Genomic DNA, 24786 nt, shown 5'->3' on the forward strand with positions numbered 1-24786 from the left:
ATTAGTACATAACTAATAACTCATAACTAATAACTCATAACTTATAACTTAAAACTCGTAACTAAAGACGGATCTATCATTACCACAAGGCGCGAATTGGTTCATTACCTTGGTTTAAATCGTTGGATGGCGTGTCTGTTCCTGAAGTATCTGTTCCTGAAGTATCTGTATTGCTGTCTGTTGTAGTGTCAGCAGGTGATGTTGAGTCATCAGAAGGATTCTGAGCAACGTTACTCCTGTTGTCAGGTCTTGGAGCTACAATAGTGCGTCTGTTTTCGTTTGTTTCAGTTGTTTCATTCCCTTCAGTTGCAGTTTCATCATTCTTGCTGCCAGCACTGCTATTAACATTGATATTAGCTGGGAGAACTTTTGCTGCTTTGCCACCGGGAGCATTAGCGCTTTGTACGCCCATCGGAAAGTTGATGCCTAGTAATGTACCAAGCAGAATGGCCAAACCTCCAGCCATTAAAATTAAGGGTGTCCATCTACCCATCTTGTCTTACTCCTTTTTAACCTTTTGGTGTCCACACTATTCGAGAACCTTGTCCCCAAAATCCATCAAACTTTGTCACTTTCACATCGCCTAAAGCCTGAGTTTGACAGGCTAAACGCAAGTCTGTTGTAGGAGAATGGGGAGGAAGCGAACGCCGTGCTCGATCGCGCCAATTCGCTGTTGATACTTTGCCCTCTACCTTAACCGCGCAGGTACCGCAACTGCCAATGCCCCGACAGTTTATTACCTTAGCACCGTCATTGTAGAGGTCAATACCATTTTGCAGCAAAATTGTTCGGAGATTGCTTTTGCTTACGCACTCAATTGTTTTACCTTCAGCTAGTACCTTAGGCATTTTTTAATTGCCAAATTGGCTTTTTGTTGTATATTGACACATTGCCTCGAAAGTTGTCTCGTCGGTCCCAGTTTTATGACCACAAATTCCTCACCTCAACTTTGGCTCTATGACACTACACTACGGGATGGCACTCAGCGCGAGGGGCTATCAGTATCGATAGAAGATAAGTTACGCATTGCCCGTAGGCTCGATCAACTGGGAATTCCTTTCATTGAAGGCGGTTGGCCCGGTGCTAATCCCAAGGATGTACAATTTTTCTGGCAACTCCAAGAAGATCCGCTAAAACAAGCTGAAATTGTTGCTTTTTGTTCGACTCGACGCCCCAACTCCACTGCCGCAACCGAACCGATGCTACAGGATATTTTGGCTGCGGGAACTCGCTGGGTAACGATTTTTGGCAAGTCTTGGGATTTACATGTGACAACAGGACTCAAGACGACATTAGAAGAAAATTTGGCGATGATTCGCGACACAATTGAGTACCTCCGTTCTCAAGGGCGTCGGATTATCTACGATGCCGAACATTGGTTTGATGGCTACAAGCACAATCGAGATTATGCTTTACAGACATTAGAGGCTGCGATCGCATCTGGTGCTGAATGGCTAGTCCTGTGTGATACCAATGGCGGTACTTTGCCCCATGAAATTAGCCAAATTGTTCAAGATGTCATTAGTCATTTGTCATTCGTCATTAGTCAAGAACCAATGACTGAAGACATAGACGCGCCAGCGGCTTCCCGCAGGGTAGGACAAAGGACAATTCCCCAAATTGGAATTCACACTCATAACGATTCGGAAATGGCGGTTGCTAACGCAATAGCCGCTGTGATGGCAGGGGCAAAGATGGTACAGGGCACAATTAACGGTTACGGTGAACGTTGCGGTAATGCTAATCTCTGTTCGTTAATTCCCAATTTACAACTGAAGGCGGGTTACAGTTGTATCACAGAAGACCAGCTCACACAACTTACAGAAGCTAGTCGTTTTGTGAGTGAGGTTGTCAACCTGGCACCAGATGAACACGCTCCCTTTGTGGGACGTTCGGCTTTTGCTCACAAGGGCGGTATTCATGTATCAGCGGTGGAACGTAATCCCCTGACTTACGAACACATTCAACCGGAACAAGTCGGAAATCGCCGCCGCATCGTGATTTCTGAACAGTCTGGACTCAGCAATGTTTTAGCCAAAGCCCGCAGTTTTGGGATTGAACTCGATCGGGAAAAGGCAGAGGCTAGGGAAATTCTCCAGCGCCTCAAAGATTTGGAGAGTGAAGGATTTCAATTTGAGGCAGCAGAGGCAAGTTTTGTACTATTGATGCACGAAGCTTTGGGAGATCGCCAGAAGTTTTTTGAAGTCAAAGGTTTTCAAGTCCACTGTGACTTGATTGAGGGGAAAGAAACTAGCAATGCCTTAGCTACAGTCAAAGTCGCTGTTGACGGGAAAAATATTTTGGAGGCGGCCGAAGGTAACGGCCCCGTGGCAGCTTTGGATGCGGCTTTACGCAAGGCTTTGGTGAATTTTTATCCCCAAATAGCAACTTTTGATTTGACAGATTACAAAGTGCGGATTCTCAACGGACATACGGGCACTGCGGCAAAAACCCGTGTGTTGGTAGAGTCAGGCAATGGTCGTCAACGCTGGACTACGGTAGGGGTTTCCACCAATATTTTGGAGGCTTCTTATCAAGCAGTGGTGGAAGGATTGGAATATGGTTTGTTGTTGCACTCCCAAGCGGAAGCAGCAGTGAAAGCTTCTAGTTGACAAAAAGACCTATGTAGTGTTTCAAAATTTTACGCTTTTCAATCACAAGGGGAAGCGATCGCTCAATTGAGTTGTGTGCCAAAAACATTTATGCCGCTAAGGTGTTGACGCGCCGCTCAAAGAGCATCAAGATTTATCCACAAAAAAGACCTCTGCTTTGCACCAGAGGTCTTTCCGTTTAAGAACGTTGTAAAATTCATTAGCAACGTAAAACGCTGATATGGTTAATTTAGTGGCTTCTGTGCCGTAAATGCAAAAATAGCAACCCAATTGCCAATTCCAGACATGTTACTCCTATACCTAAAATGCGTAGGCGCAGCCCGCCGCAGGCATCGCCAATATTTAGATGCAGACCTAAAAATCTAATGCTGCGACAAAAACTTCATCTTATGCAAGGTTTTAGGAGAACTTTTCCCAGGATTGAGCAACTAATTGGCTCAACCAGCGACGTTGTTGCCGATCCAGCAGTGGATCGTCTGCTAGCAACTGAGCGGTTAATTCTTCCAAAGATTGACCCTGAGCGCGGACAATTTTAATTACTCCAGCGATCGCACTGGCAACTAGTTCTTCATCAATCGGCTGTTGTCGCAGGGCAACAATTTCCTGGGGGCTGTCTGGAATGGGATAATTCATGGCGTGGGTTTACAGAAATACAAAATGAACAATAAATTTGACAAATTCTTAAAATTTCTTCACTGAATCTTTACGAAAGTAATAGGGCGGAGTTTACCTTACTTTGTGCCTTCATAAAATCTGTCTTAGTGAGTAGATCGAGCGGAGATGTCAGGAAAACATGAGAGAAATCCTTTATTTAGAAGTTCCAACTCCGGATATAGCAACTGTGCGTAGCTGGCTACAAACAGATTTTGAACCCGGAAATGGAGAAAAAGTGCTTACCTCGGAAGGCTTTCGCCTCAAAATCCCCACTGCAATTACAACTGCTGGAGTGGCTATTTCCGAAAACTTGCCTGCGGAACTTTCGGTTTTTGTCTGGGCGGTGCAACGAACTACTTATCTGAAAGTGTTTCGTTGGGCAGAACAAGCCTTTCCCGGTGAGGGGCAAATTCTGCAACGCCTAACCAAAGAAATCAGAAGCCGTTTTCCGCATCATTACCCAGAACCGCCAGCGATTGATTTATCCCAACAATCGATTTTTGCAGCATTAGGCTCTGCTTACCCCCTTACCGTCAAGTATTTTCAGAAAATGCCCAACGGTGAATACGATCTAACGCGTGCCTACTGGTGGGAACAGCGATGGCGCGAAGGGGTACGGAATCCTCAGCAGCCCCGTCAGGTGGTTTTTTCCAGTCAAGGAGCAGGGAGCAGAGAACAGGGGGAAAATTTCTCTCCTCTGCACCCTGCACCCTGCCCCCCTGCCTCTTCCCCCTCATCCCCGACTTATGACATCATCTACATCGGTGGCGCACTAGGCGCGATTCATGCAGCCCTGATGGCAAAACTCGGATATAAAGTTTTGCTGGTGGAACGAATGCCCTTTGGGCGGATGAACCGAGAATGGAACATTTCCCGCGATGAGATTCAAAGCTTAGTTAACCTGGGTTTACTCACCCCCGCTGAGTTAGAAACCATCATTGCCAGGGAATACAAAGACGGATTCAATAAGTTTTTTGATGCCAATAATCCAGCCAAACTGCGATCGCCCGTCCTCCACACACCCACAGTCCTAAATTTAGGCTTAGATTCCGAAAAATGGCTCCAAATGTGTGGGCAAAAACTGCAAGCGGCAGGTGGTGAAATCTGGGATGAAACAGAGTTTATCCGTGCAGATATTGATATATCACAAGTACTTCTGAAAGTCAAGCACTTACCCAGTCAGGTTGAGAAGCAAGTAAGTGGACGACTGCTAATAGATGCAATGGGAACTGCATCCCCCATCGCTTGGCAATTAAATGGTGGTCGTGCTTTTGATAGTGTATGTCCGACAGTGGGAGCGGCAATTGAGAGTGGATTTGAGCCGCAAGTGTGGGATTCCCAATATGGGGACGTTCTTTACAGTCATGGCGATATCTCGCGGGGAAGGCAGTTGATTTGGGAACTGTTCCCTGGAGCAAATGAAGAACTGACGATTTATTTATTTCATTACCATGAGGTCAATGCTGAAAATCCCGGTTCCTTGCTAGAGATGTACGAGGACTTTTTCACGATTTTGCCAGAGTATCGCAGGTGCGATATGGACAAATTAGTGTGGAAGAAGCCGACATTTGGGTATATACCGGGGCATTTTAGTGTGGGAAGTAGCGATCGCACAGTTGCCTTCGATCGATTGATTGCGATCGGTGATGCCGCATCACTCCAGTCTCCCCTCGTTTTCACCGGTTTTGGTTCGCTAGTTCGCAACTTAGAGCGCTTAACAACGTTGTTGGATACTGCTCTCAAACATGACTTGTTGAGTTTTCGGCACTTGAACCAAATTCGCGCTTACCAAAGTAACGTTTCAGTGACTTGGCTATTTTCTAAAGGCATGATGGTACCCACTGGGAAATTTTTACCACCCCAGCGGATTAACTCTATGCTCAACACCTTCTTTGGACTGTTAGCAGACGAACCCCTAGAAGTAGCAGATAACTTCATCAAAGATAGGTGTGATTGGTTAACCTTTAACCGCCTAGCACTCAAAGCAGCTAGAAAAAATCCTGCCTTGCTTTTGTGGATTTGGGAACTTGCTGGGCCTAGAGATTTAGTCCGATGGCTTGGTAGTTATTTTAACTTCGGCCGTCATGCGCTGATTAGTGCTTTGTTGAGTCCGTGGTTCGGGCGCTTCTTGAACCGGGTAGGCTTTTGGTTAGAACCCCGAAATCCGGGATTGTGGCTGTGGCTGTTGGCAATTAATTATGCGATCGCCACCGGAAAACCGCGATCGCCCAGTCAGGTAGCAAAAGCCAATCCAGAAGCCATAATTCCGAAATCAGAAGCAAGGATTCTTAATTAGTCATTGGTCATTAGTCATTAGTCATTGGTCATTGGTCATTAGTTTTGGACTTACGTACAATCTACGATTCTTCTCTACGAGATGCTGTGCATTGGCAAAGCCTCTCGCAGAGAAGGCACTTCCATAAATTAAGCTTTTTGGCGATTTTTGGGTAAATCCGATAGTTATTAGTTAAAACAAATGACAAATGACAAATGACAAATGACAACTAACTATTGACTCTTGTGGCGAAAATTCGGCAGTTCCACAGATGCCAATGACTTACGCCCCTTGGGTGGACGCTGGGGATAAACCACTGGTGAAGGTGAATTAGCATCATTGGTGTTATCACCTGATGATGAAGACAAATCAGTCGCCGACAATTCTAACTGCGTCAATTGTGAAACTTCTGACCAGTAGTCTTCAGTTTCTCCAATAGGCGTCTCAGTTTGAGGTGGATTGGAGGAAAACAGTAAGTTATTTGCTGGTGAAAGCACAGAATCTGTCGTCCAAGAAGTAGAAGTAGTTGCAGGAGGATTAATTTCTGCTTCCAACTGCTCCTCTTGTGGATTTTCTAGTTTTTCTTCGTCTTCTAGGATTGTTGCTAAACTCTCCCACATAGGTGGATTACCCAGATTACTATCCAGATCGGTTTTTGTAGTAGGCGGTGGTGATGCAGATGCAGGCTGGGAGGTGAAAAACATTTGGATTAGACTATCTAATTGCTGATCTAAGCTTGATGAACCCAAAGGTGAAACAGCTTCCGGTGTATCTTGGGAATCGTCAATTTCTGGAGAGGGACTGGGTTGTGCTGGTGTTGGCGTGTTTTTCTTAACTGACCAGTTCCAAGAAGATGATGACGGCGTTGGAGTGGGTTCATTTTTTTGGAATGGGATTGGTGCTGACGGTTCGCCCCAAGAATTATCTAGATCGTTACTCAAGGATTCTGGTTCTGCTGACCAAGGTTGAATTGGCTGGGCGTTAGGAAATAAAGACCGAGCTTTTCTAGAGAATCTTCCTTGTCCACTAGTTATGTCTTTGGGATGTTTTGCAGTATCTTCTAAGGAGTCATAGCTAGGAACGGATGTATCTAAACATTTTTCCAGAGCTGCTTTGAATTGCAGCGTCTGGCGTTGTTGTCGCATTAGTCTGGTACGTAACTCCCGACAAACAGTTTCTGATTGCAACAACTGCTGAGACTGTTCGCTGCTGTTAGTGTGTAGCAACGTACATTCTCTCTCTAGCTGGGCAAGGCGTTGTTGGCTAATTTGTAGCTGTGCTTTATAAGTTTCGGTGAAAATTTCCTGGTGTCGAACAGTTTGTACAGCAGTTTCTAATTGTTGAAATAGGGACTTTATCTGTTCTTGAGCCGCAGCCAGTTCTTGAGCGTGTTGGTTGAGCATCGACTCAGTAACGCTAGAACGCGTTTTCTGCCACTGCAAAACCTTTTCTGACTCAGCTAGGTTGTCTTTTAGCTGCTCGACTTGTTCATACAAGTTATTGTTAGCCGCACGCAATTCTTCGTTCAATGCCAACAGGTTCTGAAATTCCGAGTCAATAAGTGCTTGTTTGCCGCTTTCAGGCTCTGCAACCCAGTCCCGCTGGGTGGTATCTTGTGAAAATTGTGTATCTTCAGCTGGCATGAGGAGTGGCAGTTTTCTAACTGTCGCATTGTCATTAGGCACAACTGAGTAAAAGGGACAACTCGCCTGCTCTGATTGTGGCGAATTAGCAGAATTTAGGGATTCCATCACAGTCCCCTTGTTTGAGGTGTCAGCTTCATTCATCACTCTTGACTCACCTGCTTAAAAATATTCAGCAGTGCTGGCATTAGCATTGCTTATCAACTGTGTCTAATCAGGGTTTGCTCTAGAAGCTAAGTTTAACTCTCTCCAAGCACCAGCAATTAATCATCAATTGGTGTTCCCCATTTTGTATCTAGACTGATGCCGTTATAACACTATGAGCCTCTTCCCCGTCAAGAAGAGGCACAAGGGTAACTCGGGCCGCCTTAAAGGATAGGCGGGAGAGAGGAGAAACCCAATACTTAAAAACTCAACTGTATTGGCTGATAAAGTTTTTCTATATGAAAAAAAACTACCTCACCACATAAATTATTGTCTATAATCGCATTTACCTTAAAATTTAAAATAAAAATGTGTTTAAGAATACATTTTTTCCCATAAGTTTTTTCTTACTTAGGACTGATGTCAGTACAAGTATCTACTATTTAATGATAATTCTCTAATCTTGGCGATCGCTATTTAATCTCAGCAAACAATTAAGAGCTTCTGGTAAACCTGAAATATTAGGAAATTCCGACAATTAAGTATAAATGCTTATAAAGTTTTGCTGAAGAAGCACCAATTTATACAAGTAAAATAATAAAATTTTTCTAAAGAATAATCTCAACTTGATACGGGCTTTTTTCTAAGTAAATACAGTCCTAGTAAGCAATTTCAGGCTTAGTTAGCGAGAGGCTTTCTCTAATAACTTGCCTTCAATACGTCAAGTTTGTTTAATGACTACAAGAAAATTGTTTAAAGTATACTTGACTACTTATAGATATTAAATACATTGCATTATAAATTACAATAAAAATAAAATAATTTAGTAATATCACGGATACAGTTTTTAATTGATTTATTAAAGAATAATTGGAATAACCGAGTTTTCTACTAGCAATGAAGTAATTATAAAGACCATAGTTACTGGCAATTAATGGGATTGCTGCGTTAGATAAAACGGTATAGCAGTTAGATTTTTTCAAAATTAAAAATTTAAAAATAGGGGTGCTAAAGATGACCGACGTAATTGCGATGGGTGTAAATATAAAGCAAGAAATAAACCAAGAAACTGCTCAATTACCGCTAGTTTCAGAAAATTTTGACAGTTTTTGGGATAAAGAAATCAGACCGTTATTTACAGATGAGTCTCTATCTTTCAAGGTGAAAACTCTTAACGAAAACTATGTAAAGTACGTCAACTTGGATAATGGAGCTACAACTACTCCCTTTGCATCGCTCAAGCAGCATGTAGACGAAATGCTTGACACCTATGGCAGCGTACATCGGGGTTCTGGGCAAAAGTCCATCATCACTACACGAGAATATGACGCCAGTCGGAACATTATTCGGGACTTTGTGGGGTCATCTTTAGACAACTATGTAATCTTTGCGAAGAATACAACAGAAGCTATTAATGGAGCCGCCACACTTTGGGCAAAAAAACCTGGGAAAATCTTAGTTTCTGATATCGAGCATTCATCCAACTTGCTGCCTTGGGTTACAAGAGATGAAGTCGTGCAGTACAGAACCCAGCCGGATGGAAGTGTAAGTGTTGCAGAAATTGAAGATATCTTCAAGGCGCACCAAAATCTCCCCGAAGCCGAGCAAATTAAGTTAGTGACTATTACAGGTGCTTCAACAATTACAGGTTACAGACCCCCGATTTACGAAATTGCAGCTTTAGCACATCGCTATGGTGCTAAGATTTTTGCTGACGTGTGTCAGTTAATTCAGCATGAGCGAGTAGATATGCGTGCTGATAATGACCCATGTCATTTAGATTTTGTGGCTTTCTCCGGACACAAGATGTATGCACCCTATGGAACCGGGGTTTTGTTGGGGCCAAAAGATTTTTTTGATAGTTCCTACCCTTATCAAATTGGGGGTGGAAACCTGCCTTATATCACTAGAAACCTAGAGATTAAGCGTTTTTATACAGAACGGGCGCACGATCCTGGAACACCAAACGCAATGGGTGCGATCGCCATTGCCAAGGCGATTGAAATTATCGAAGCAGTAGGGCGCGATCGCATTGCTCAGTACGAACACTCTTTAGTTGAATTCACATATACACGGCTTGGACTAATTCCTGGCGTCAAATTACATATCCCAGGAGATAATTTAGCCCATGTTATTCCCTTTGATATTGATGGGTTTGATGGACGTTTGGTTGCAGAGATTTTGGCACAAGAATACGGCATTGGGGTTCGGGCTGGGGCTTTCTGCACATACGAATACATTCGCAAACTTAAGAATATTTCAGACGAGCAAGACTACGAAATTGCTCAGGAAGTAGACAGGGGAATTACGCGCAATATTCCTAGTATTATCCGAGCCAGCTTTGCTGTATATAATACATTAGAAGATTGCGATCGCTTTATCGATGCGATCGCTCAAATAGCTAAAAATGGATTGGCTCACTATTTACCCAACTACACACAAGATCGGATAACTGGTGTTTGGACAGCGATAGACAGCTAGTTTTTTCAGGGTATGGGGAAGAGGCAGAGGGGCAGTTCTTGCTGGGGGCAGAGGAGAGAAATTTTCTGCCTGCTCCGACTCCTTATCTCTGTGCCTTAAATTACGAATTATGAATAAAAAGGGGGTAATAGCTTGAGCGATGAAAACCTCTTAGACCAGGAGGATTACCTACACGCACGGGTCGATCGGTATATTTGGGACAAAAGTACAGATGCAGGTATTTCGCGCCAGCGCTTTCTAAAAATACTAGCCACTATGGTTGGCGCAACAGCCATTGGAGGGTTAGCTAAACCTGCGCCTGCCCACAGCCAGGCAGCTGTTAAAACTAAAGGCAGTAAAATACTTAAGCCATTGCCACCAGGGTATATCTCTCATAGCAAAGGCACATTAGAGATGAACTGGGAAGCCATGTATGGGCGTGGTTATTTAGTACCAAATGATTGGTTCTATGTTCACAACCGCAGTACACCTCCAACCTTTGACCCATCTGCATGGCGTTTGCAAATTCATGGAACTGGCGTTTCTGCCCCCTGCGAGTTCACTTACGATGAAATCCTCGCTATGCCATCCATTTCGGTCACTTGTGCCATTGAGTGTGCTGCTAATGGTCGGCGTTTCTTTGAAGAGGCTTACAACACACCACTCTCTGGAACCCGCTGGAGGCTGGGAGCTATTGGTGTGGCTGAGTGGACTGGTGTACCACTTGGCATATTATTAGAGCGAGCTGGATTGAAATCCACAGCAAAAGACGTACTCGTTGAGGGCGCAGATGTGGCTTCGCTGGACTCAAAGGGGACAAATAAATCCAAGTTCAATAATGTAGTTCCAATTAGCAAGGCATTAGCAGATAACTCGCTTCTCGTCTATGCAATGAACGGAGAACCATTACCTCCAGATCACGGCCAGCCATGTCGTGCCTTATTCCCTGGTTGGGGAGGAAACGCCAATGTTAAATGGATTGAGCGGATTGAAGTTTCTGAAACACCGATATATACCCAGTGGGTGACGGAGCAGATGGTGCTGGTTGGTGCAGACTACCCAGCGATCGCTCCGTATAAAGGTAAGCTGATTACCTATCAAAATGTTAAGAGCGCCTTTGAGTTGGCTTGGCCAGCTACGCTTTGTGCTCGAACCCACTTACTGCGCGGACGTTCTTGGTCTGGGAAAGGAAAGATTGTCCGTGTAGAAGTCAGTCTGGATGGCGGCAGAACTTGGCAATTTGCACGACTGAGAGAACCAAATTTTCCATTTGCATGGACACGCTGGGATATTGAATGGAACCCAGTTCCTGGGGAATATTTTCTCCAAGCTATTGCTACTGACAATTTAGGTAATACACAACCGAGTACAGTTCCGTGGAATGATTCTGGATTGCTCTACGGAGGTGTTGTTAGCCATCCGGTGACAGTACAAGGTTAATCACACCAAATCAATTCTCTAGAAAAAGACCTATTTATGATTGATTATAGTTGGTTGATTTTAATAACCGGGGGTCTAATATCTGGAGTCATAGCTGGACTTTTAGGAATAGGCGGCGGTATTATCACAATTCCTCTTTTAGTTACACTAGGTTATACTCCCGTTCAGGCGATCGCTACTAGTAGCCTTGCGATTGTGATTACTTCAATTTCTGGAAGTTTGCAGAATTGGTGGATGGGCTACTTTGACTTTAAACGAGTAATTTATTTAGGAATTCCAGCTTTTCTAACTACTGGAATAGGTGTATATTTCGCCAATAAAATTCCATCATATATAATACTATTTACATTTGGCATCATACTACTCGCTAATATCTATTTGATTGAGCTTCGCAAGCAATTAGCCTTCAACGAAATAGAGAATACAGCCCCAGTCTTTAACCCATTGGTTTCTAAAATTGGCACTGGGGGAGCAGCAGGGATTTTAGCAGGTTTATTTGGCTTAGGTGGCGGTACGATTATGGTGCCACTGCAAATGTTGCTATTGGGAGAAGAAATTAAAGTAGCAATTCAGACTAGTTTAGGAGTGATTGTCATCACTGGTTTAGCTGCCTGTACAGGACACACATTAGAGGGAAATATTCTGTTTGCTCAAGGTATAGTTTTGGGATGTGGCGGTCTTTTAGGTGTTCAGATGAGTACTCGCACTCTGCCAAAACTACCAGATTATACTGTGAGTTTAGTACTTCGTATTTTCTTAGGAATACTCTCAATCTATATTTTTTGGGAAGCTTGGATAAATTATCAACAAATAATTAATTACTAATTGGTAAGCTGTTCCACATTTAAATTGCATAGCTAGGGCGGGCAAGATGCCCACCCCACAATAGTTTGATTTAATCTGATTATGCAATTTAGATGTTTTTTAGCTTAATTTGTAATATTATGTCTGCTCGCTCGCTTATTAAACCCAGAGAACCCTACCCCACCCAAGGGTAATGCAATGATGCAATAGAAAAAGGCTCGTAGTTTGGCTTTAGCTATTACACCATTTTAGCCTTGCTATCAAGGTAGCCACCGGGGACGAAATCCGGTTAAGGGTAGTTGTTCTGGCCTAATTTCAACAGTCGCAGCATCAGCAATGGGCAACAGAGGCATTAACCACAGGCTACTGGTAGCAATAATATCTCCATCATCAGTTTTCAAAGTGTTTGTGGGTAATGATGCTGGGGGGTTTGTCTGCGGTACTACTTGGTCAAATAACAAGCCCAAACCGTCAGCAGATAAACTCATTTGCACATTCCGTTGAGCGGGAGGCAGTACTAGCAGGGGTTTCTGTTGCCCGGTTTTCAGATCGATTGCTACCACATAAGGCTGTTCTATGTATTGTTCCTTGGATACTAGCTGTGTTAGCAAGCAGTAAAGGGTAGGTGAAGCGATGTCAAATTGGCAGCTGAGAATCGAGCCTGTTGTTTTTAATAGTTGTTTCTGCACACCTTGGTTTGTCACTAAAAACAAATCTCGCGTGTAATCTGTATTAAACTTTACCATCGCTGCTTGGGAGCCATCTTTGGAGAAAGCCTGTACCAAACCAAACTGCGGTAGAAAATCTAGGGGTTTACTGGCATCACCTTGGAGTGGTAGGATGGCTGCTCCCTGTCCTTGGGCAACTGCTACGGCTTTACTATCTGGCGTAACCATAAAATCTCCCCCTGGTTGGCTTTGCAGACGTTTAGGGGTGGGTTTTTCTGCTGAACCGTCGCTGGTTGCTGGCATAAACCACAGTCCAAAGTCGCCAGGATTAGTTTTGTTTCCTCGCTGGATGACAATAGTTTGCCCATCAGGCGATAAGTCAAATTTCAGATTTTGATAATCTTTACTATCTAAAACTAAGTCAACTTTGCCTCCTGGTTCTGCTTGTTGTCCAGATTTTTCAGAAACGCCTGTTGTCACTGTGTACAGTTGGGCTGAAAGTAAGTCTTGGTTATTTGCAGCGCGAGCAGAAAATAAAATTTTATCCCCATCAGGGAACGACTCAAAGTCAATTACTATCAAGTCTTTGGGGGTAAGCACCCTTTTTTGTTCTTGGGTTAAGTTGTAAAGAACTAAACGTCCTTGTTCTTCTTGCTCGGTTCCGATGTAAAGGATGACGCGATCGCGTGTGCGGAAGCTACCCGTAAAGGGCTGGATCGTGCGATTTTTGCCTTCTTGCTCCGCAAACTTATCTTTGGCTTTCTGTAACTGCACTTTATAATTCGTGCCATAGGGTGCTGGTGTCACCAGTGTATAAACCATCCGCCGCCCAGCCCAACTGAATTTCCCTGCTAGGGGTGGCTCAATTTTCAAATTCTCCTCTACGCTTTTTATTTCCATTGGGCGGCTGAAGGTGAGGGTGAAGGAGTTATCTTCTGCCCCAATTTGTTGATTTTGCCAGGTAAATTCCCGCACACGAGCAGTCACCACATCACCTTGCAATATCATTAACCCAATCAGCACACTCAGCAGTAACATTAGTGCGATCGCTATCCGATCCAATGGTTGGATAAATGCTTTAGATTTTGTCATTAGTCATTTGTCATTAGTCATTTGTCATTAGTCATTTGTCATTAGTCATTTGTCATTAGTCATCAAAAAATAACTAATAACTATAAGGATTTTGGGGTTGAGGAATTTTTTTGAGAGAAGTAGCGGCAATGGTAAGTTGGCGTTTACCTGCCAAATTTTCTGTCACCATTTGCCCTTCTACTTCTAGCCAGGTGTCAGGGGAGTAACGCTCTTGATTATCTTGTAGTTTGACCGGCAATCCCACAGGGTAAGCATCTGCTGCACAGCAACTTAAGACAAATCGTGCTAAAAACAAATATTCTTTTCCTATATCGGGCGGGTGAATGACAAATCCCTGCACTTTGACTTTTTGTCCTGTATATGTATCTGGTTCAGGATACACATTAACGGTGCGTACCCAGTCTACAAGCGATCGCTCTTCTGGGCGAACAGTAGCCCGAAAGGCTTGGGGTTTGACACGCGTGCTTCCCAAGAGATCGGTCGTCACACCCCTTTGCAGTGCTTTGTCACTAGCAAAAACTTGCGGTGTAATGATAAAACCTAGAATTGCTGTAGTCAACAACAAACCACTGCCCCAACCAGGGGGAAATAAACTAATATGCGGGGCGTTTGGCGTAACATCACGGCGACGCCGTTGCCAAAGTTCTTGCATCTTGAAGAAACCAATAATAATCAAGCCGATACCTGTCACGACTACGAACCAAATGTAATTTGGGTGAATCAACAGGTTCAGCTTGTTAGTTAGCCAATATCTCAACATCAAAGTGCCCCAAGCTGTAATTGCTATAGCATCCAGCCAAGGGAGTAACAGATTTGGGATTTTAGATTTGGGATTTTTGTTATTCATTGGTCATTGGTCATTGGTCATTAGTCATTAATCATTAAATAAAAGACAAATGGCTAATGACAAATAGTTTTTTAAAAGACGTGCAAGTTCAGGAAAAGGGTGAACACAAATGTTAATTGTGCTGCTAAAGCAAATAAGTAAAAAACCGTTTTAGGTTTAAAAATGGATAACATCAAACCAATACCTTTGATATCAATCATTGGCCCAAACACCAGAAATGCCAACAATGAACCGCTGCTAAAGGTTGAGGCAAAAGATAGGGCAAAGAAAGAATCGACTGTAGAACAAATTGACACCACTACTGCCAATATCAGCATGACCACAATTGAGGTAATGGGCCCAGCCCCTAAACTGAGAATTAATTCACGGGGAGCTAGGACTTGAATAGCAGCAGCGATCGCACTTCCCAAAACCATGACTCCGCCCAGTTCTCGGAATTCTTGGATACTATTATCCACAACTAGGCGCAGTTTATCTGCAAGCGGTTTATTGGGCGTAGAGATGGAATTAGGCTGTACAAAATTAGCGTCTATCCGCAGCGGTATATTTACTTTTCCTCCTAAGATATAAGTCCCGGATTGCAAGATATTCGGTATCGCTGCTTCCTCTTTTACTTGGTAACGCTTACCACGGCGTTTGGTTTCAGGCTGTGCAGGTGGATTAAACTTCATATAACGAGCGATCGCAGGCTGGATTATCGGGTTTAAGTCCTTTTGAAAACTGAAAACATATCCAATAATTGTGGCAATTGCTAAAGAAAAGACGACTCGTAAGACTACTATTTCTGGCTGATCTCGAAATGCTGTCCAAGTTGACCAAATTACAACTGGGTTAATTGTTGGTGCTGCTAGCAAAAAACCAATTGCGACTGGTGTGGGTACTCCCTGAATTAGGAACCGCCGCGCTACCGGTACATTCCCGCACTCACACACCGGAAATAAAAAGCCGATCGTGCTGCCAACTAAAGCACCCAGCAGCGGATTTTTGGGCATTTTTTCTACTAATTTGCGCTCATCAACAAAAAATAGCAGCAAACTGGAGAATAAAACCCCAAGAAGCAAAAAAGGCATCGCCTCGACTAGCAGACTTAGAAATAGCGTAAAACCATTGTTCAATTGATTCATGGGCGTCGCAGTCAAAAGCGGTTTTTAGTTTTAGGGTTCTGCCTAGTCATTCTATCGAAATGGGGATCAAAAGCAGTTCGGGAAATTTAAACATTATTTAAGTAGCAAGTTATTCGACTTTTCAAATAGCGCTTAAGCGCCGCAAACCTTTGATTCAGCCGAAATAGTGATTTTTAACTGAGTGCATTTACTGACGATTACCATTTCTAAGATTGTCTAAGTTCAGAAATTGTTCCTATCTAGAGGGCAAGTAGCTGCATAGAAGAATTAAAATTGCCTATGTTTATACTTACAGTAATTTGCTAGATAAGATATTAGCTCGGCTGTATATTCATCAAGTATTCACAGTTATTCAACAATTGGGAATCGGTCTTGGTTGCTACCATCATTGATTTTGGCTAGTTCTGGCAGAATCGATCTAGGCTTTGGTTGATTTGTTACAATAAAAACTCTCAAAATGCAAGACCAAAGTTTAGCAGATACGGTAAATGATTGGGACAATTTTTCAGCATTAGCGATAGCCTGACTTTCTACATGAGGGGAAAAGTCGAGCGATAGCGAGTCATATCATGTCCGCTTGATTGCTTATTAAACCGGAAGAACCCCACCCCGCCAAAGCTACGCTTTGTCTCCCCTCCCTGCAAGCGGGGAGGGGTTGGGGGTGGGGTGTAATGACTGTGGTTGGAATAACTAATTATGCGGACATGATATCACTAAGCCTTAGAAGGAGTGTCGAAATTATATCCCCGGCTTCTTCAAGAAGCCGGGGATATAGTCTAGTAGTTCACGATTATTTTGTCTGAACGCCGTTAATTACGTTTTCGTGGAATCCCCCAAATCTTGATTTGTCGATCGAACCCACCACTGGCAAGAATTTTACCATTTGGACTAAAAGCGATCGCACTTACCCAGTCAGTATGTCCGCTCAGTGTATTTATTAACTCGCCTGTAGTTAAATCCCACAATTTAATCCCATCTCTACCGCCACTAGCAAGGGTTTGTCCATCGGGATTAATTGCGATCGTATTCACCCAGTTATTATGTCCTGTAAGGGTGCGGACTAATTCTCCAGTATTAATATTCCACAGTTTAATGGTGCGATCGCGGCTAGCAGTAACTAATGTTTGTCCATCTGGTGTAAAGATGACAGCGCTAACAGCATTAGAATGAGCGACAAATTCACTGATTAATTTACCACTACTCAAATTCCACAGCTTGATTCCACCCTTATTGTCGCCACTAGCCAAGGTCTGTCCATCTGGACTAATGGTTACGGTATAAATCAAATTATCAAAAGGTACTAAAGTTCCTAGAGGGCGCTGCTGTAGCAAATCCCATAGACGAATCCCATCCAAACCTCCACTGATTAGAACTTTACTATCAGGAGACACCGCTAAAGATAATACGTTACTGGTATGTCCGACAAAAGAGCGGCTAAATTTAAAATTTTTCAGGCTCCAGAGATTAATCGTATTGTCATCACTACAGCTAGCGAGGGTTCGACCATCTGGCGAAATTACCAAAGATTCTACGGCTGCTCTGTGTGCTTTGTTAATATTCCCTAACTTTTTGCCGTTTGCTGCATTCCATATGCGAATTACACCCTCATTTTCTGCACCTCCACTCATCAGAATTCTGCTATCTGGAGTGAAAGCGAGGGATTTAACAGTTCCGTTATGTCCTCTGAGTGTGTAAAGTAGTTGGGCATTAGCAAAGCTGCTGGTAGTTAGGGAGTTTGGTATTAGTTCAACGGCAGCATGAGCTTGATGAATGTAAAATCCTTCCCAGATTGTCACTGGAAGGGCAATAGCTGCCATAAATGCCAGGATAATAGACGGCCGCAAAAAATTACCCCCACCTCTTCCCTCACTCCTCACTCTTTTTCCTCACTTTTATAGATACGGTTACCCAATTAATTTTGCAGAGTTATTTAAGTAATAACTCTGCACTTCTTAAAGAGGTGGTTTTTTCTTAGAAACGCTTAACATTGGTAAGGGCGCACTAGAAGAACGAGAGGGCAAATAATGTTGCACTACAGGCTCCTCTGGTACAGGACGACTCTGCTGGAAACGCCACAACTTAAAGGCTAGCGATATGCCTGTCGTTCCCAAACCAAAAGCGAACAACGACCAGCTATCATTCAATCCGCCAATCAGGGCATCCATAACGCCCATCGTCATCAATACACTAATTATTGGCTCTTTGCGGTAGGTTAACTTCAAAAAACGAGGTAATACAGCATTCATCACAGCTTGGTTGGTTCCTGTTCACCTTTTGTGTATATTTACCAAGAATACCTCACCCATAATTTGCCTTTCTCATCCAAGGCAGATACTAATTATAATTTTATTTAGTAGGGGAGGAAGTTTACTCATTAATTGCCTTGCATGTACTAGTTGCAAGTCTATGATATTTCGATCGCTAATATTTATTTCGATTCCTCTATTGCTTACATTCTAGGGCAATAATTTATGAATAAGTCTAATTAAACTATCTACGGCGAAGTACTTGGCTATGAATTGTTAAAGTCAAAACCAACTGGTTGTTCCAGCTGGTTGAAACTCTTTTAATTACTAGCTTACAACTTCCACCTTGTGCTTGGTGGTGGCACTACTTCAGACCTAGCCATGATAGCACCCCTTGATTAGTTGTATATTCGATAATCAGCAACAAAGCAAACCCAATCATTGCAGCTCGACCATTCAAGCGTTCAGCATATTCGTTAAAGCCAAATTTAGGCTCCTCTAGTTTAGGTGTAATTGTTGGTTGTGTTTGTGTCATGTTTAAGAAACCTCTTTCGGCAAACGGGACTTGATATCAGACTTCTGGCAGAACTCTCTTAAAGTAGCGATAAAGGGGTAAAGAGAAATTCAGCAATAGCTTCCTAGTAGGAAGCTATACAATCGCTCTTTTAATAAATTGTTACTATTCTTTATATATTGTATAAATACTGGGGCAATAGTCAAGGGTAAGAGTTTGGGGCTAGTCCGATTGAATTGAGCAACTTAGGACAGAGATTAGCTATCTCTAATACAGCTATCTCCAATATGAACGTAGCAAGCTTGAGATTGGCAGGCTAAAGTTAAACAAAAAAATTATCAGAGGCGGTATATGGAAATCGGCGTTCCCAAGGAAAATAAGGATCAAGAGTTTCGGGTAGGGTTAAGTCCTTCTAGTGTGCGGGTGCTGCGAGAAAATGGTCATAGCATCTTCGTCGAGACGCAAGCAGGTAATGGTGCTGGATTTTCAGATGACGACTACAGAAGTGCTGGAGCCGAGATTGTCCCTACATCAGAAACGGCTTGGAATCGGGAATTGGTTGTTAAAGTCAAAGAGCCGCTGACATCTGAGTATAAATTTTTGCAGAAAGGGCAGATATTATTTACTTATTTACATTTAGCAGCCGATCGCAAATTGACAGAGCATTTAATTGATTGTGGCACTAGTGCGATCGCTTACGAAACTGTAGAACAACCTGGTGCTAACAGACTTCCTTTGCTCACCCCCATGAGCGTTATTGCCGGTCGGCTAGCAGTACAATTTGGGGCGAGATTCCTAGAACGTCAGCAGGGTGGCAGAGGAGTTCTTTTAGGCGGTGTCCCTGGAGTTAAACCAGGCAAAGTAGTAATTTTAGGTGGCGGCGTTGTGGGCACAGAAGCAGCTAAAATTGCCGTCGGCATGGGTGCTAGCGTCCAGATTTTAGATGTGAGTGTCGAGCGCTTATCTTACCTAGAAACCCTGTTTGGCTCTAGAGTCGAATTGCTTTACAGCAACTCTGCTCATATTGAAGCCGCAGTCATTGAAGCCGATTTGCTCATCGGTGCAGTTTTAGTGTTAGGACGTAGGGCACCAATACTAGTATCCCGCGAATTGGTCAAACAAATGCGTCCTGGTTCGGTAATCGTTGATGTAGCCGTTGACCAAGGCGGTTGCATAGAAACTTTACACCCAACATCCCACACAAATCCGGTATACCTTGAAGAAGGCGTGGTGCATTATGGCGTTCCTAATATGCCAGGAGCAGTACCTTGGACAGCAACTCAAGCACTCAACAATAGTACATTACCTTATGTCGTCCAGTTGGCGAATTTGGGAATTATGGCACTGGAAGCTAACCCAGCATTAGCTAAAGGTGTGAATGTGCATAATCATCGCTTAGTGCATCCGGCTGTACAAGAGGTATTCCCTGACTTGGTAAATTAAGGTATGTAAGGATTAGGCGATCGCTTATTTTAATAGAGGTAGCGATCGCCAATCAGACTAATTTTCTTCCCAAATGCGCGGATGGGTAGGTGTACAAAATGAGAAGGAGCGAAAAAGGCTGTATCCTCCATCTATACAAGACTTTGAGGGCAATGGTACTTTCAAACCATCCGCGCACCTTATGGTGAATGGGTTTCAGCGATTTGCATCTTGTGATATCACTATTCCCTGTGTTATGATTCGTTCATTCGCGCAACTGAACCTTGAAAACCAAATACAGCAACGCTTTCAGAAGCCAGCGATTGCAATTAACTAAAATCCCTATTAGGGATTGAAACCTATACAGAAGAGATAGAAGAGAGGCTTGTGAAAGATTGCAATTAACTAAAATCCCTATTAGGGATTGAAACAAGCCCGTTCGCTCGTTCGTACAGACTGCCATTAATTGCAATTAACTAAAATCCCTATTAGGGATTGAAACCAGCATAGGGACGACCCCAAGGATTTACGCTGTCAGTAAATTGCAATTAACTAAAATCCCTATTAGGGATTGAAACATCCGATAGTATCCACTCACATTCTCGAAATATTGCAATTAACTAAAATCCCTATTAGGGATTGAAACAAATCAAGCTAAAAGCATACAAAGTTTGTGGAAATTGCAATTAACTAAAATCCCTATTAGGGATTGAAACATTCCCCTCAAGGTGCGGAATCAAGCCAATCTGCTATTGCAATTAACTAAAATCCCTATTAGGGATTGAAACCCAAGGCGGGATAAACAAGGGGATTACTCTTAAACATTGCAATTAACTAAAATCCCTATTAGGGATTGAAACGATTTAGTTTTTGAATTAGACGCTGGGGCGGGGATTGCAATTAACTAAAATCCCTATTAGGGATTGAAACTCCTCAAGCAACGGGAATAGGCTACTTGTCCAGATTGCAATTAACTAAAATCCCTATTAGGGATTGAAACAAATCAAAACATCGGTTGGGGCTAAGTGTGCGTGCATTGCAATTAACTAAAATCCCTATTAGGGATTGAAACGATTTTGTAATTTCCCACGCTTGATATGGCACGCATTGCAATTAACTAAAATCCCTATTAGGGATTGAAACCCGTTTGGGACTGCTGGCGCTGCACAGGGTGAGCAAATTGCAATTAACTAAAATCCCTATTAGGGATTGAAACAACTAAAAGATTACTTATAAATTTAGGCTTAGATACATTGCAATTAACTAAAATCCCTATTAGGGATTGAAACTTCTATCGATATGGGGGTAGCGCCAAGTGCCAAATTGCAATTAACTAAAATCCCTATTAGGGATTGAAACACAAAACCGAAAGCTAATAGTGCTAGGCTTAACCTATTGCAATTAACTAAAATCCCTATTAGGGATTGAAACAGTTTCTGGTTGATGCTAGCGATTTCCTCTGCTGTGAAGATTGCAATTAACTAAAATCCCTATTAGGGATTGAAACACCCTATCAATGGCGTTACCTGTAGCCCCTACAAAATTGCAATTAACTAAAATCCCTATTAGGGATTGAAACCAGCCAAGTTTTACTACATCTTCATGAGTAAAACCCCAATTGCAATTAACTAAAATCCCTATTAGGGATTGAAACCTGAGATATTTTATAGCTTGCCCAACTGTCAATCGATTGCAATTAACTAAAATCCCTATTAGGGATTGAAACTTCTCGAAGGGAAGTAATTAGTATATTATTTGCATTGCAATTAACTAAAATCCCTATTAGGGATTGAAACTTTCTCAAACTCCCTAAAACAACAAACTCAGTAGATCGAAAACTTTTGTAAGTTGAAGGAAGAATAAGAGTTTCATCCGATGGTTTGGGACTAACACAAGCGTTCATTTGCGATCGCCTACGGCGGGGATACTGTTGGCGAAACATTCCTTAATACCCTCAAAGCTTTGAATCTTCGTCATACCCTTGTTGGAACTGATTGACTTTTGTAAATCAGACAACGTTAAAATCGGGATTTCAGATATGAAGAAATAATTCGCCAACAGTATCCGGCGGGTGGGTACGCCATCGCAGCAGAGTTAATTGACAACAGCATTACTCAAACAGCAGATTATAAGAGGATTCCAGCGAATTCTATACACTGGTTAAAATGAGCCGTTGGTAAGGCTTCTAGAAATCTTTTCGATCTACTGAAATTAGGATGTTATACGGAAAATTCTTGATAATCCTCCAGTAAAAGGTGATTATACGGAAAAATTCGGTATAATACCCAGTTATCCAGCGAGAAAAGGCCGAATATCTTAATCGCAGTTAAGCGTTCACAGACGGCACGACAACTGTTTCGCAAGCTGCTGGGGTGTTAGTACGCTTGTCTTGTAAGGGAGCAGTAAGCACATGGAAAAGATCGTTATCGTGAAATGGAGAATTAAGGAGTCGGAAACGTCCCGCATCCTGAAATTGCTACCGGAGTTGGCCGAGAAGACCAGATCGGAGGAAGGCAACATTTCCTACACGATTTATCAGTCGGAAAGCGATCCTTGCGAACTCATTCTTTGCGAACACTACACCGACACCGCTGCCGCAGAATCTCACAGGCGATCGGAACACTATAAAAGAATCGTCGCAGAAGAGATCGTCCCCCATCTTGAAGCCCGCGAGGTGATATTGGTGAAGAAGCTTGTTTAAAGCTCTGTCCCGAACCGAACCAAACAACCGTCTAAGGAGAAGTTATGTCAAAGAAGATTCTCATTATCGTATCGAACGCGTGCGTTATTGGTCCGAACAACCGAAGGACGGGAAATTTCCTGCCAGAGGTTGCACATCCTTATGCTGAATTCGACAGAGCAAAATACCAAATTGATTTCGCAAGTCTCACTGGAGATACGCCGTTTCTGGATGCACTGAATCTTGCTGACGACCCTGACAACCTAGCCTTCTTGGTAGGAAAAGGCTGGGCCTCAATGCAGAAAGCGAAGAAGCTCTCAGACGTGGACGTTAGCCAGTACGATGCGATCTTTATGCCTGGCGGTTTGGCACCGATGGTCGATATGCCTGAGCATCCACTTCTCAAAAAGGTTGTGAAAGAGACATACGAGCGAGGCGCTGTTGTTGGGGCCGTTTGTCACGGCCCAGCCTCGTTGCTGAACGTCAAACTGAGCAACGGCACTCTCCTGCTCGCCGGGAAGAATATCAGTTCATTTACGAACGACGAAGAAGAAAACTACGCAAAAGCTGATGTGCCTTTCGAGTTGGAAACGGCGCTCACCAAACAAGGCGCACTCTTCCACAAGACGGCACCCTGGCAGGCATTCAGCATCGCCGATGGAAATCTTGTCACCGGACAGAATCCTGCTTCTGCCAAAGGTGTCGGAGAGAAGATGATTGCGCTCTTGGAGTCTGCTTGAGGCAGCATCGTTAAGACGGTGCTCGGTCGCTGCATAACAATTGCGGTGCAACGGATTGAAGGAAGCCGCTGGTGCTGATTTTTTAGCGATCGCAAAAGTTTTCGGACTACTGAAACTATTAACGATTGCAATTAACTAAAATCCCTATTAGGTATTGAAGCTGAAATTGCTTTGAGATTTTTTTGAACGTCGCTTGAATATTGCAATTCGATAAAATCTCTATTAACCCAAGTTGCAGGTTATTAGTTAGTTTAAACCCTAACTGAAATAGTGGTATTTAAGCGATCGCGCCACTTTTAGCAACTAACTATATCACTCCAAGCTAATGGTAAAATCAACTTTTTAAAGCATTACCAAACTACCTTCTGCTTCTTCCTCTAGTTCATAACCATTAGCTAATTTTTCAATTGCTTGGTCAATCATTGCCAAACCTTGATCTACCCTTTCAACTAAACTTAGCTGTCCTCGGAGTTCGGCAGCACCAACGAAACCTTTAGCATACCAAGTCATGTGCTTACGGGCTTGACGTACACCGCGATCGCCTTTATATTCCCACAAGGCTTGTAAATGATCTCTTGCACATTCCAAACGCTGAATCGGGGTTGGTGGTGGTAATATTTCCCCAGTTTTTAGGAAGCGATCGATTTCTCCCACCAAAAACGGATAACCCAAAGTCCCACGGGAACACATCACACCATCAGCGCCAGTTTGTTCTAAACATTTCACCGCCGCTTCAACGGAAAAAATATCTCCATTCCCAATCACTGGGATAGAAAGTACTTCTTTTACACGCGCAATCCATTCCCAACGCGCATTGCCATTGTATCCTTGGGCGCGGGTGCGTCCGTGGACTGTGATCATTTTTGCCCCGGCATCTTCCATCCGCTTGGCAAAGTCGAGAATAGTAATTTCAGTGTCATTCCAGCCAATACGGGTTTTTACTGTCACAGGTACATCAACAGCTTTTACCACTTCCCGCACAATTGCTTCTGCTACTTCTGGTTGCCGCAACAACGAAGAACCACCACCATTTTTAGTGATTTTATTTACCGGACAACCCATATTAATATCTACAGTATCAGCACCTTCGGCAACTGCTTTTATTGCTGCTTCTGCTAGAAAATCTGGACGGCAATCAAATAGTTGAACGCTAATTGGGCGTTCATTTGGATCTACCTCCATGATTTTGGGTAACTGCTTGACATAATGCAAACCCGTAGCATTCACCATTTCGGTATACATCATCGAATCTGGCGCATAGCGACGCACAATCCGGCGAAACACCATATCTGTCACCCCAGATAGAGGCGACTGGAGAACCCGACTTTTTACCTCAAAGGAGCCAATTTTGAGGGGTTGGGAAAGTCTAGCTTGGAGAATGGGAGAGAGCGAAATCATATAAAATATAAAAAATTAATGGG

19 protein-coding genes and 1 CRISPR repeat array are annotated in these 24786 nt (G+C 43.1%); of the genes, 8 read left to right on the plus strand and 11 right to left on the minus strand.

Going from position 1 to position 24786, the window contains the following annotated elements; genetic code table 11:
- Nucleotides 1-79 precede the first annotated feature (79 nt).
- Together V7L01_RS20145 and V7L01_RS20150 are read right to left on the minus strand one after the other, a co-directional pair.
- Nucleotides 80-493 (minus strand): hypothetical protein, encoded by a 414-nt coding sequence (locus V7L01_RS20145; RefSeq protein WP_335037734.1) that lies wholly within the window; start codon nucleotides 491-493, stop codon nucleotides 80-82.
- Between the two features lie 16 nt (nucleotides 494-509).
- Nucleotides 510-848: a 2Fe-2S iron-sulfur cluster-binding protein gene (locus tag V7L01_RS20150; protein WP_335037736.1), complete on the minus strand. Its 339-nt coding sequence runs from the start codon at nucleotides 846-848 to the stop codon at nucleotides 510-512.
- Between the two features lie 75 nt (nucleotides 849-923).
- On the opposite strand from V7L01_RS20150, the gene cimA reads away from it, so the two are divergent.
- Nucleotides 924-2612 (plus strand): citramalate synthase, encoded by a 1689-nt coding sequence (gene cimA / locus V7L01_RS20155; protein ID WP_335037738.1) that lies wholly within the window; start codon nucleotides 924-926, stop codon nucleotides 2610-2612.
- Between the two features lie 399 nt (nucleotides 2613-3011).
- On the opposite strand, the gene V7L01_RS20160 is transcribed toward cimA, so the two are convergent.
- A complete protein-coding gene (locus V7L01_RS20160; protein ID WP_335037741.1) occupies nucleotides 3012-3245 on the minus strand; it encodes a hypothetical protein in 234 nt (77 codons plus the stop codon).
- A 160-nt stretch (nucleotides 3246-3405) separates the two neighbouring features.
- Here V7L01_RS20160 and V7L01_RS20165 point away from each other — a divergent pair, with 160 nt between their 5' ends.
- Nucleotides 3406-5562 (plus strand): NAD(P)/FAD-dependent oxidoreductase, encoded by a 2157-nt coding sequence (locus tag V7L01_RS20165; RefSeq protein ID WP_335037746.1) that lies wholly within the window; start codon nucleotides 3406-3408, stop codon nucleotides 5560-5562.
- A 212-nt stretch (nucleotides 5563-5774) separates the two neighbouring features.
- Here V7L01_RS20165 and V7L01_RS20170 read toward each other — a convergent pair whose 3' ends face one another.
- On the minus strand, nucleotides 5775-7328 hold the full coding sequence (locus V7L01_RS20170) for a hypothetical protein (protein ID WP_335037747.1): 1554 nt from the start codon (nucleotides 7326-7328) through the stop codon (nucleotides 5775-5777).
- 1014 nt (nucleotides 7329-8342) lie between these two features.
- Here V7L01_RS20170 and V7L01_RS20175 point away from each other — a divergent pair.
- The 3 genes from V7L01_RS20175 to V7L01_RS20185 all read left to right on the plus strand — a co-directional run bounded on the left by V7L01_RS20175 (nucleotide 8343) and on the right by V7L01_RS20185 (nucleotide 12053).
- A complete protein-coding gene (locus V7L01_RS20175; protein ID WP_335037749.1) occupies nucleotides 8343-9809 on the plus strand; it encodes an aminotransferase class V-fold PLP-dependent enzyme in 1467 nt (488 codons plus the stop codon).
- A 132-nt stretch (nucleotides 9810-9941) separates the two neighbouring features.
- Nucleotides 9942-11228 (plus strand): sulfite oxidase, encoded by a 1287-nt coding sequence (locus V7L01_RS20180; RefSeq protein ID WP_335037752.1) that lies wholly within the window; start codon nucleotides 9942-9944, stop codon nucleotides 11226-11228.
- Nucleotides 11229-11264: 36 nt separating this feature from the next.
- Nucleotides 11265-12053 (plus strand): sulfite exporter TauE/SafE family protein, encoded by a 789-nt coding sequence (locus tag V7L01_RS20185; RefSeq protein ID WP_335037755.1) that lies wholly within the window; start codon nucleotides 11265-11267, stop codon nucleotides 12051-12053.
- Between the two features lie 239 nt (nucleotides 12054-12292).
- Here the strand turns inward: V7L01_RS20185 and V7L01_RS20190 are convergent, their stop codons facing one another.
- The 6 genes from V7L01_RS20190 to V7L01_RS20215 all read right to left on the minus strand — a co-directional run bounded on the left by V7L01_RS20190 (nucleotide 12293) and on the right by V7L01_RS20215 (nucleotide 18544).
- Nucleotides 12293-13792: an Ig-like domain-containing protein gene (locus V7L01_RS20190; protein ID WP_335037757.1), complete on the minus strand. Its 1500-nt coding sequence runs from the start codon at nucleotides 13790-13792 to the stop codon at nucleotides 12293-12295.
- Nucleotides 13793-13865: 73 nt separating this feature from the next.
- Entirely contained in the window at nucleotides 13866-14639 is a 774-nt protein-coding gene (locus V7L01_RS20195) for a TIGR03943 family putative permease subunit (RefSeq protein ID WP_335037758.1), read from the minus strand.
- Between the two features lie 71 nt (nucleotides 14640-14710).
- Nucleotides 14711-15763 carry a permease gene (locus tag V7L01_RS20200; protein ID WP_335037760.1) on the minus strand — a complete coding sequence of 351 codons (1053 nt, stop codon included), beginning with the start codon at nucleotides 15761-15763 and terminating at the stop codon, nucleotides 14711-14713.
- Between the two features lie 809 nt (nucleotides 15764-16572).
- Complete coding sequence (locus tag V7L01_RS20205; protein ID WP_335038434.1) at nucleotides 16573-17580, minus strand: WD40 repeat domain-containing protein; 1008 nt, start codon at nucleotides 17578-17580, stop codon at nucleotides 16573-16575.
- Nucleotides 17581-17715: 135 nt separating this feature from the next.
- A complete protein-coding gene (locus tag V7L01_RS20210; protein WP_335037762.1) occupies nucleotides 17716-18009 on the minus strand; it encodes a hypothetical protein in 294 nt (97 codons plus the stop codon).
- 364 nt (nucleotides 18010-18373) lie between these two features.
- Nucleotides 18374-18544 (minus strand): hypothetical protein, encoded by a 171-nt coding sequence (locus V7L01_RS20215; RefSeq protein WP_335037764.1) that lies wholly within the window; start codon nucleotides 18542-18544, stop codon nucleotides 18374-18376.
- A gap of 330 nt (nucleotides 18545-18874) precedes the next feature.
- Between V7L01_RS20215 and ald the strand changes: the two genes are divergently transcribed.
- The 3 genes from ald to V7L01_RS20230 all read left to right on the plus strand — a co-directional run bounded on the left by ald (nucleotide 18875) and on the right by V7L01_RS20230 (nucleotide 23365).
- The gene (gene ald / locus V7L01_RS20220; RefSeq protein WP_335037766.1) at nucleotides 18875-19966 is read left to right on the plus strand and encodes an alanine dehydrogenase; all 1092 of its coding nucleotides are present in this window, start codon (nucleotides 18875-18877) and stop codon (nucleotides 19964-19966) included.
- 301 nt (nucleotides 19967-20267) lie between these two features.
- Nucleotides 20268-21741: a CRISPR direct-repeat array (repeat unit 37 nt; unit sequence ATTGCAATTAACTAAAATCCCTATTAGGGATTGAAAC).
- 614 nt (nucleotides 21742-22355) lie between these two features.
- Nucleotides 22356-22646, plus strand: a complete 291-nt coding sequence (locus V7L01_RS20225; protein WP_335037768.1) for a putative quinol monooxygenase — start codon at nucleotides 22356-22358, stop codon at nucleotides 22644-22646.
- Between the two features lie 44 nt (nucleotides 22647-22690).
- Nucleotides 22691-23365 (plus strand): type 1 glutamine amidotransferase domain-containing protein, encoded by a 675-nt coding sequence (locus V7L01_RS20230; RefSeq protein WP_335037769.1) that lies wholly within the window; start codon nucleotides 22691-22693, stop codon nucleotides 23363-23365.
- A 342-nt stretch (nucleotides 23366-23707) separates the two neighbouring features.
- On the opposite strand, the gene dusB is transcribed toward V7L01_RS20230, so the two are convergent.
- Nucleotides 23708-24763, minus strand: coding sequence for a tRNA dihydrouridine synthase DusB (gene dusB / locus V7L01_RS20235; protein WP_335037771.1), 1056 nt, complete (start codon nucleotides 24761-24763; stop codon nucleotides 23708-23710).
- Nucleotides 24764-24786: the final 23 nt, after the last annotated feature.

It is taken from the genome of Nostoc sp., assembly GCF_036917095.1.
Taxonomy (GTDB): domain Bacteria; phylum Cyanobacteriota; class Cyanobacteriia; order Cyanobacteriales; family Nostocaceae; genus Nostoc.

Bases quoted from the DNA above. Each gene is read 5' to 3' on its own strand.
- V7L01_RS20145 (WP_335037734.1), bottom strand. From the start codon at position 493: ATGGGTAGATGGACACCCTTAATTTTAATGGCTGGAGGTTTGGCCATT.
- V7L01_RS20150 (WP_335037736.1), bottom strand. From the start codon at position 848: ATGCCTAAGGTACTAGCTGAAGGTAAAACAATTGAGTGCGTAAGCAAA.
- cimA (WP_335037738.1), top strand. From the start codon at position 924: ATGACCACAAATTCCTCACCTCAACTTTGGCTCTATGACACTACACTA.
- V7L01_RS20160 (WP_335037741.1), bottom strand. From the start codon at position 3,245: ATGAATTATCCCATTCCAGACAGCCCCCAGGAAATTGTTGCCCTGCGA.
- V7L01_RS20165 (WP_335037746.1), top strand. From the start codon at position 3,406: ATGAGAGAAATCCTTTATTTAGAAGTTCCAACTCCGGATATAGCAACT.
- V7L01_RS20170 (WP_335037747.1), bottom strand. From the start codon at position 7,328: ATGAATGAAGCTGACACCTCAAACAAGGGGACTGTGATGGAATCCCTA.
- V7L01_RS20175 (WP_335037749.1), top strand. From the start codon at position 8,343: ATGACCGACGTAATTGCGATGGGTGTAAATATAAAGCAAGAAATAAAC.
- V7L01_RS20185 (WP_335037755.1), top strand. From the start codon at position 11,265: ATGATTGATTATAGTTGGTTGATTTTAATAACCGGGGGTCTAATATCT.
- V7L01_RS20190 (WP_335037757.1), bottom strand. From the start codon at position 13,792: ATGACAAAATCTAAAGCATTTATCCAACCATTGGATCGGATAGCGATC.
- V7L01_RS20195 (WP_335037758.1), bottom strand. From the start codon at position 14,639: ATGAATAACAAAAATCCCAAATCTAAAATCCCAAATCTGTTACTCCCT.
- V7L01_RS20200 (WP_335037760.1), bottom strand. From the start codon at position 15,763: ATGAATCAATTGAACAATGGTTTTACGCTATTTCTAAGTCTGCTAGTC.
- V7L01_RS20205 (WP_335038434.1), bottom strand. From the start codon at position 17,580: ATGGCAGCTATTGCCCTTCCAGTGACAATCTGGGAAGGATTTTACATT.
- V7L01_RS20210 (WP_335037762.1), bottom strand. From the start codon at position 18,009: ATGAATGCTGTATTACCTCGTTTTTTGAAGTTAACCTACCGCAAAGAG.
- V7L01_RS20215 (WP_335037764.1), bottom strand. From the start codon at position 18,544: ATGACACAAACACAACCAACAATTACACCTAAACTAGAGGAGCCTAAA.
- ald (WP_335037766.1), top strand. From the start codon at position 18,875: ATGGAAATCGGCGTTCCCAAGGAAAATAAGGATCAAGAGTTTCGGGTA.
- V7L01_RS20225 (WP_335037768.1), top strand. From the start codon at position 22,356: ATGGAAAAGATCGTTATCGTGAAATGGAGAATTAAGGAGTCGGAAACG.
- V7L01_RS20230 (WP_335037769.1), top strand. From the start codon at position 22,691: ATGTCAAAGAAGATTCTCATTATCGTATCGAACGCGTGCGTTATTGGT.
- dusB (WP_335037771.1), bottom strand. From the start codon at position 24,763: ATGATTTCGCTCTCTCCCATTCTCCAAGCTAGACTTTCCCAACCCCTC.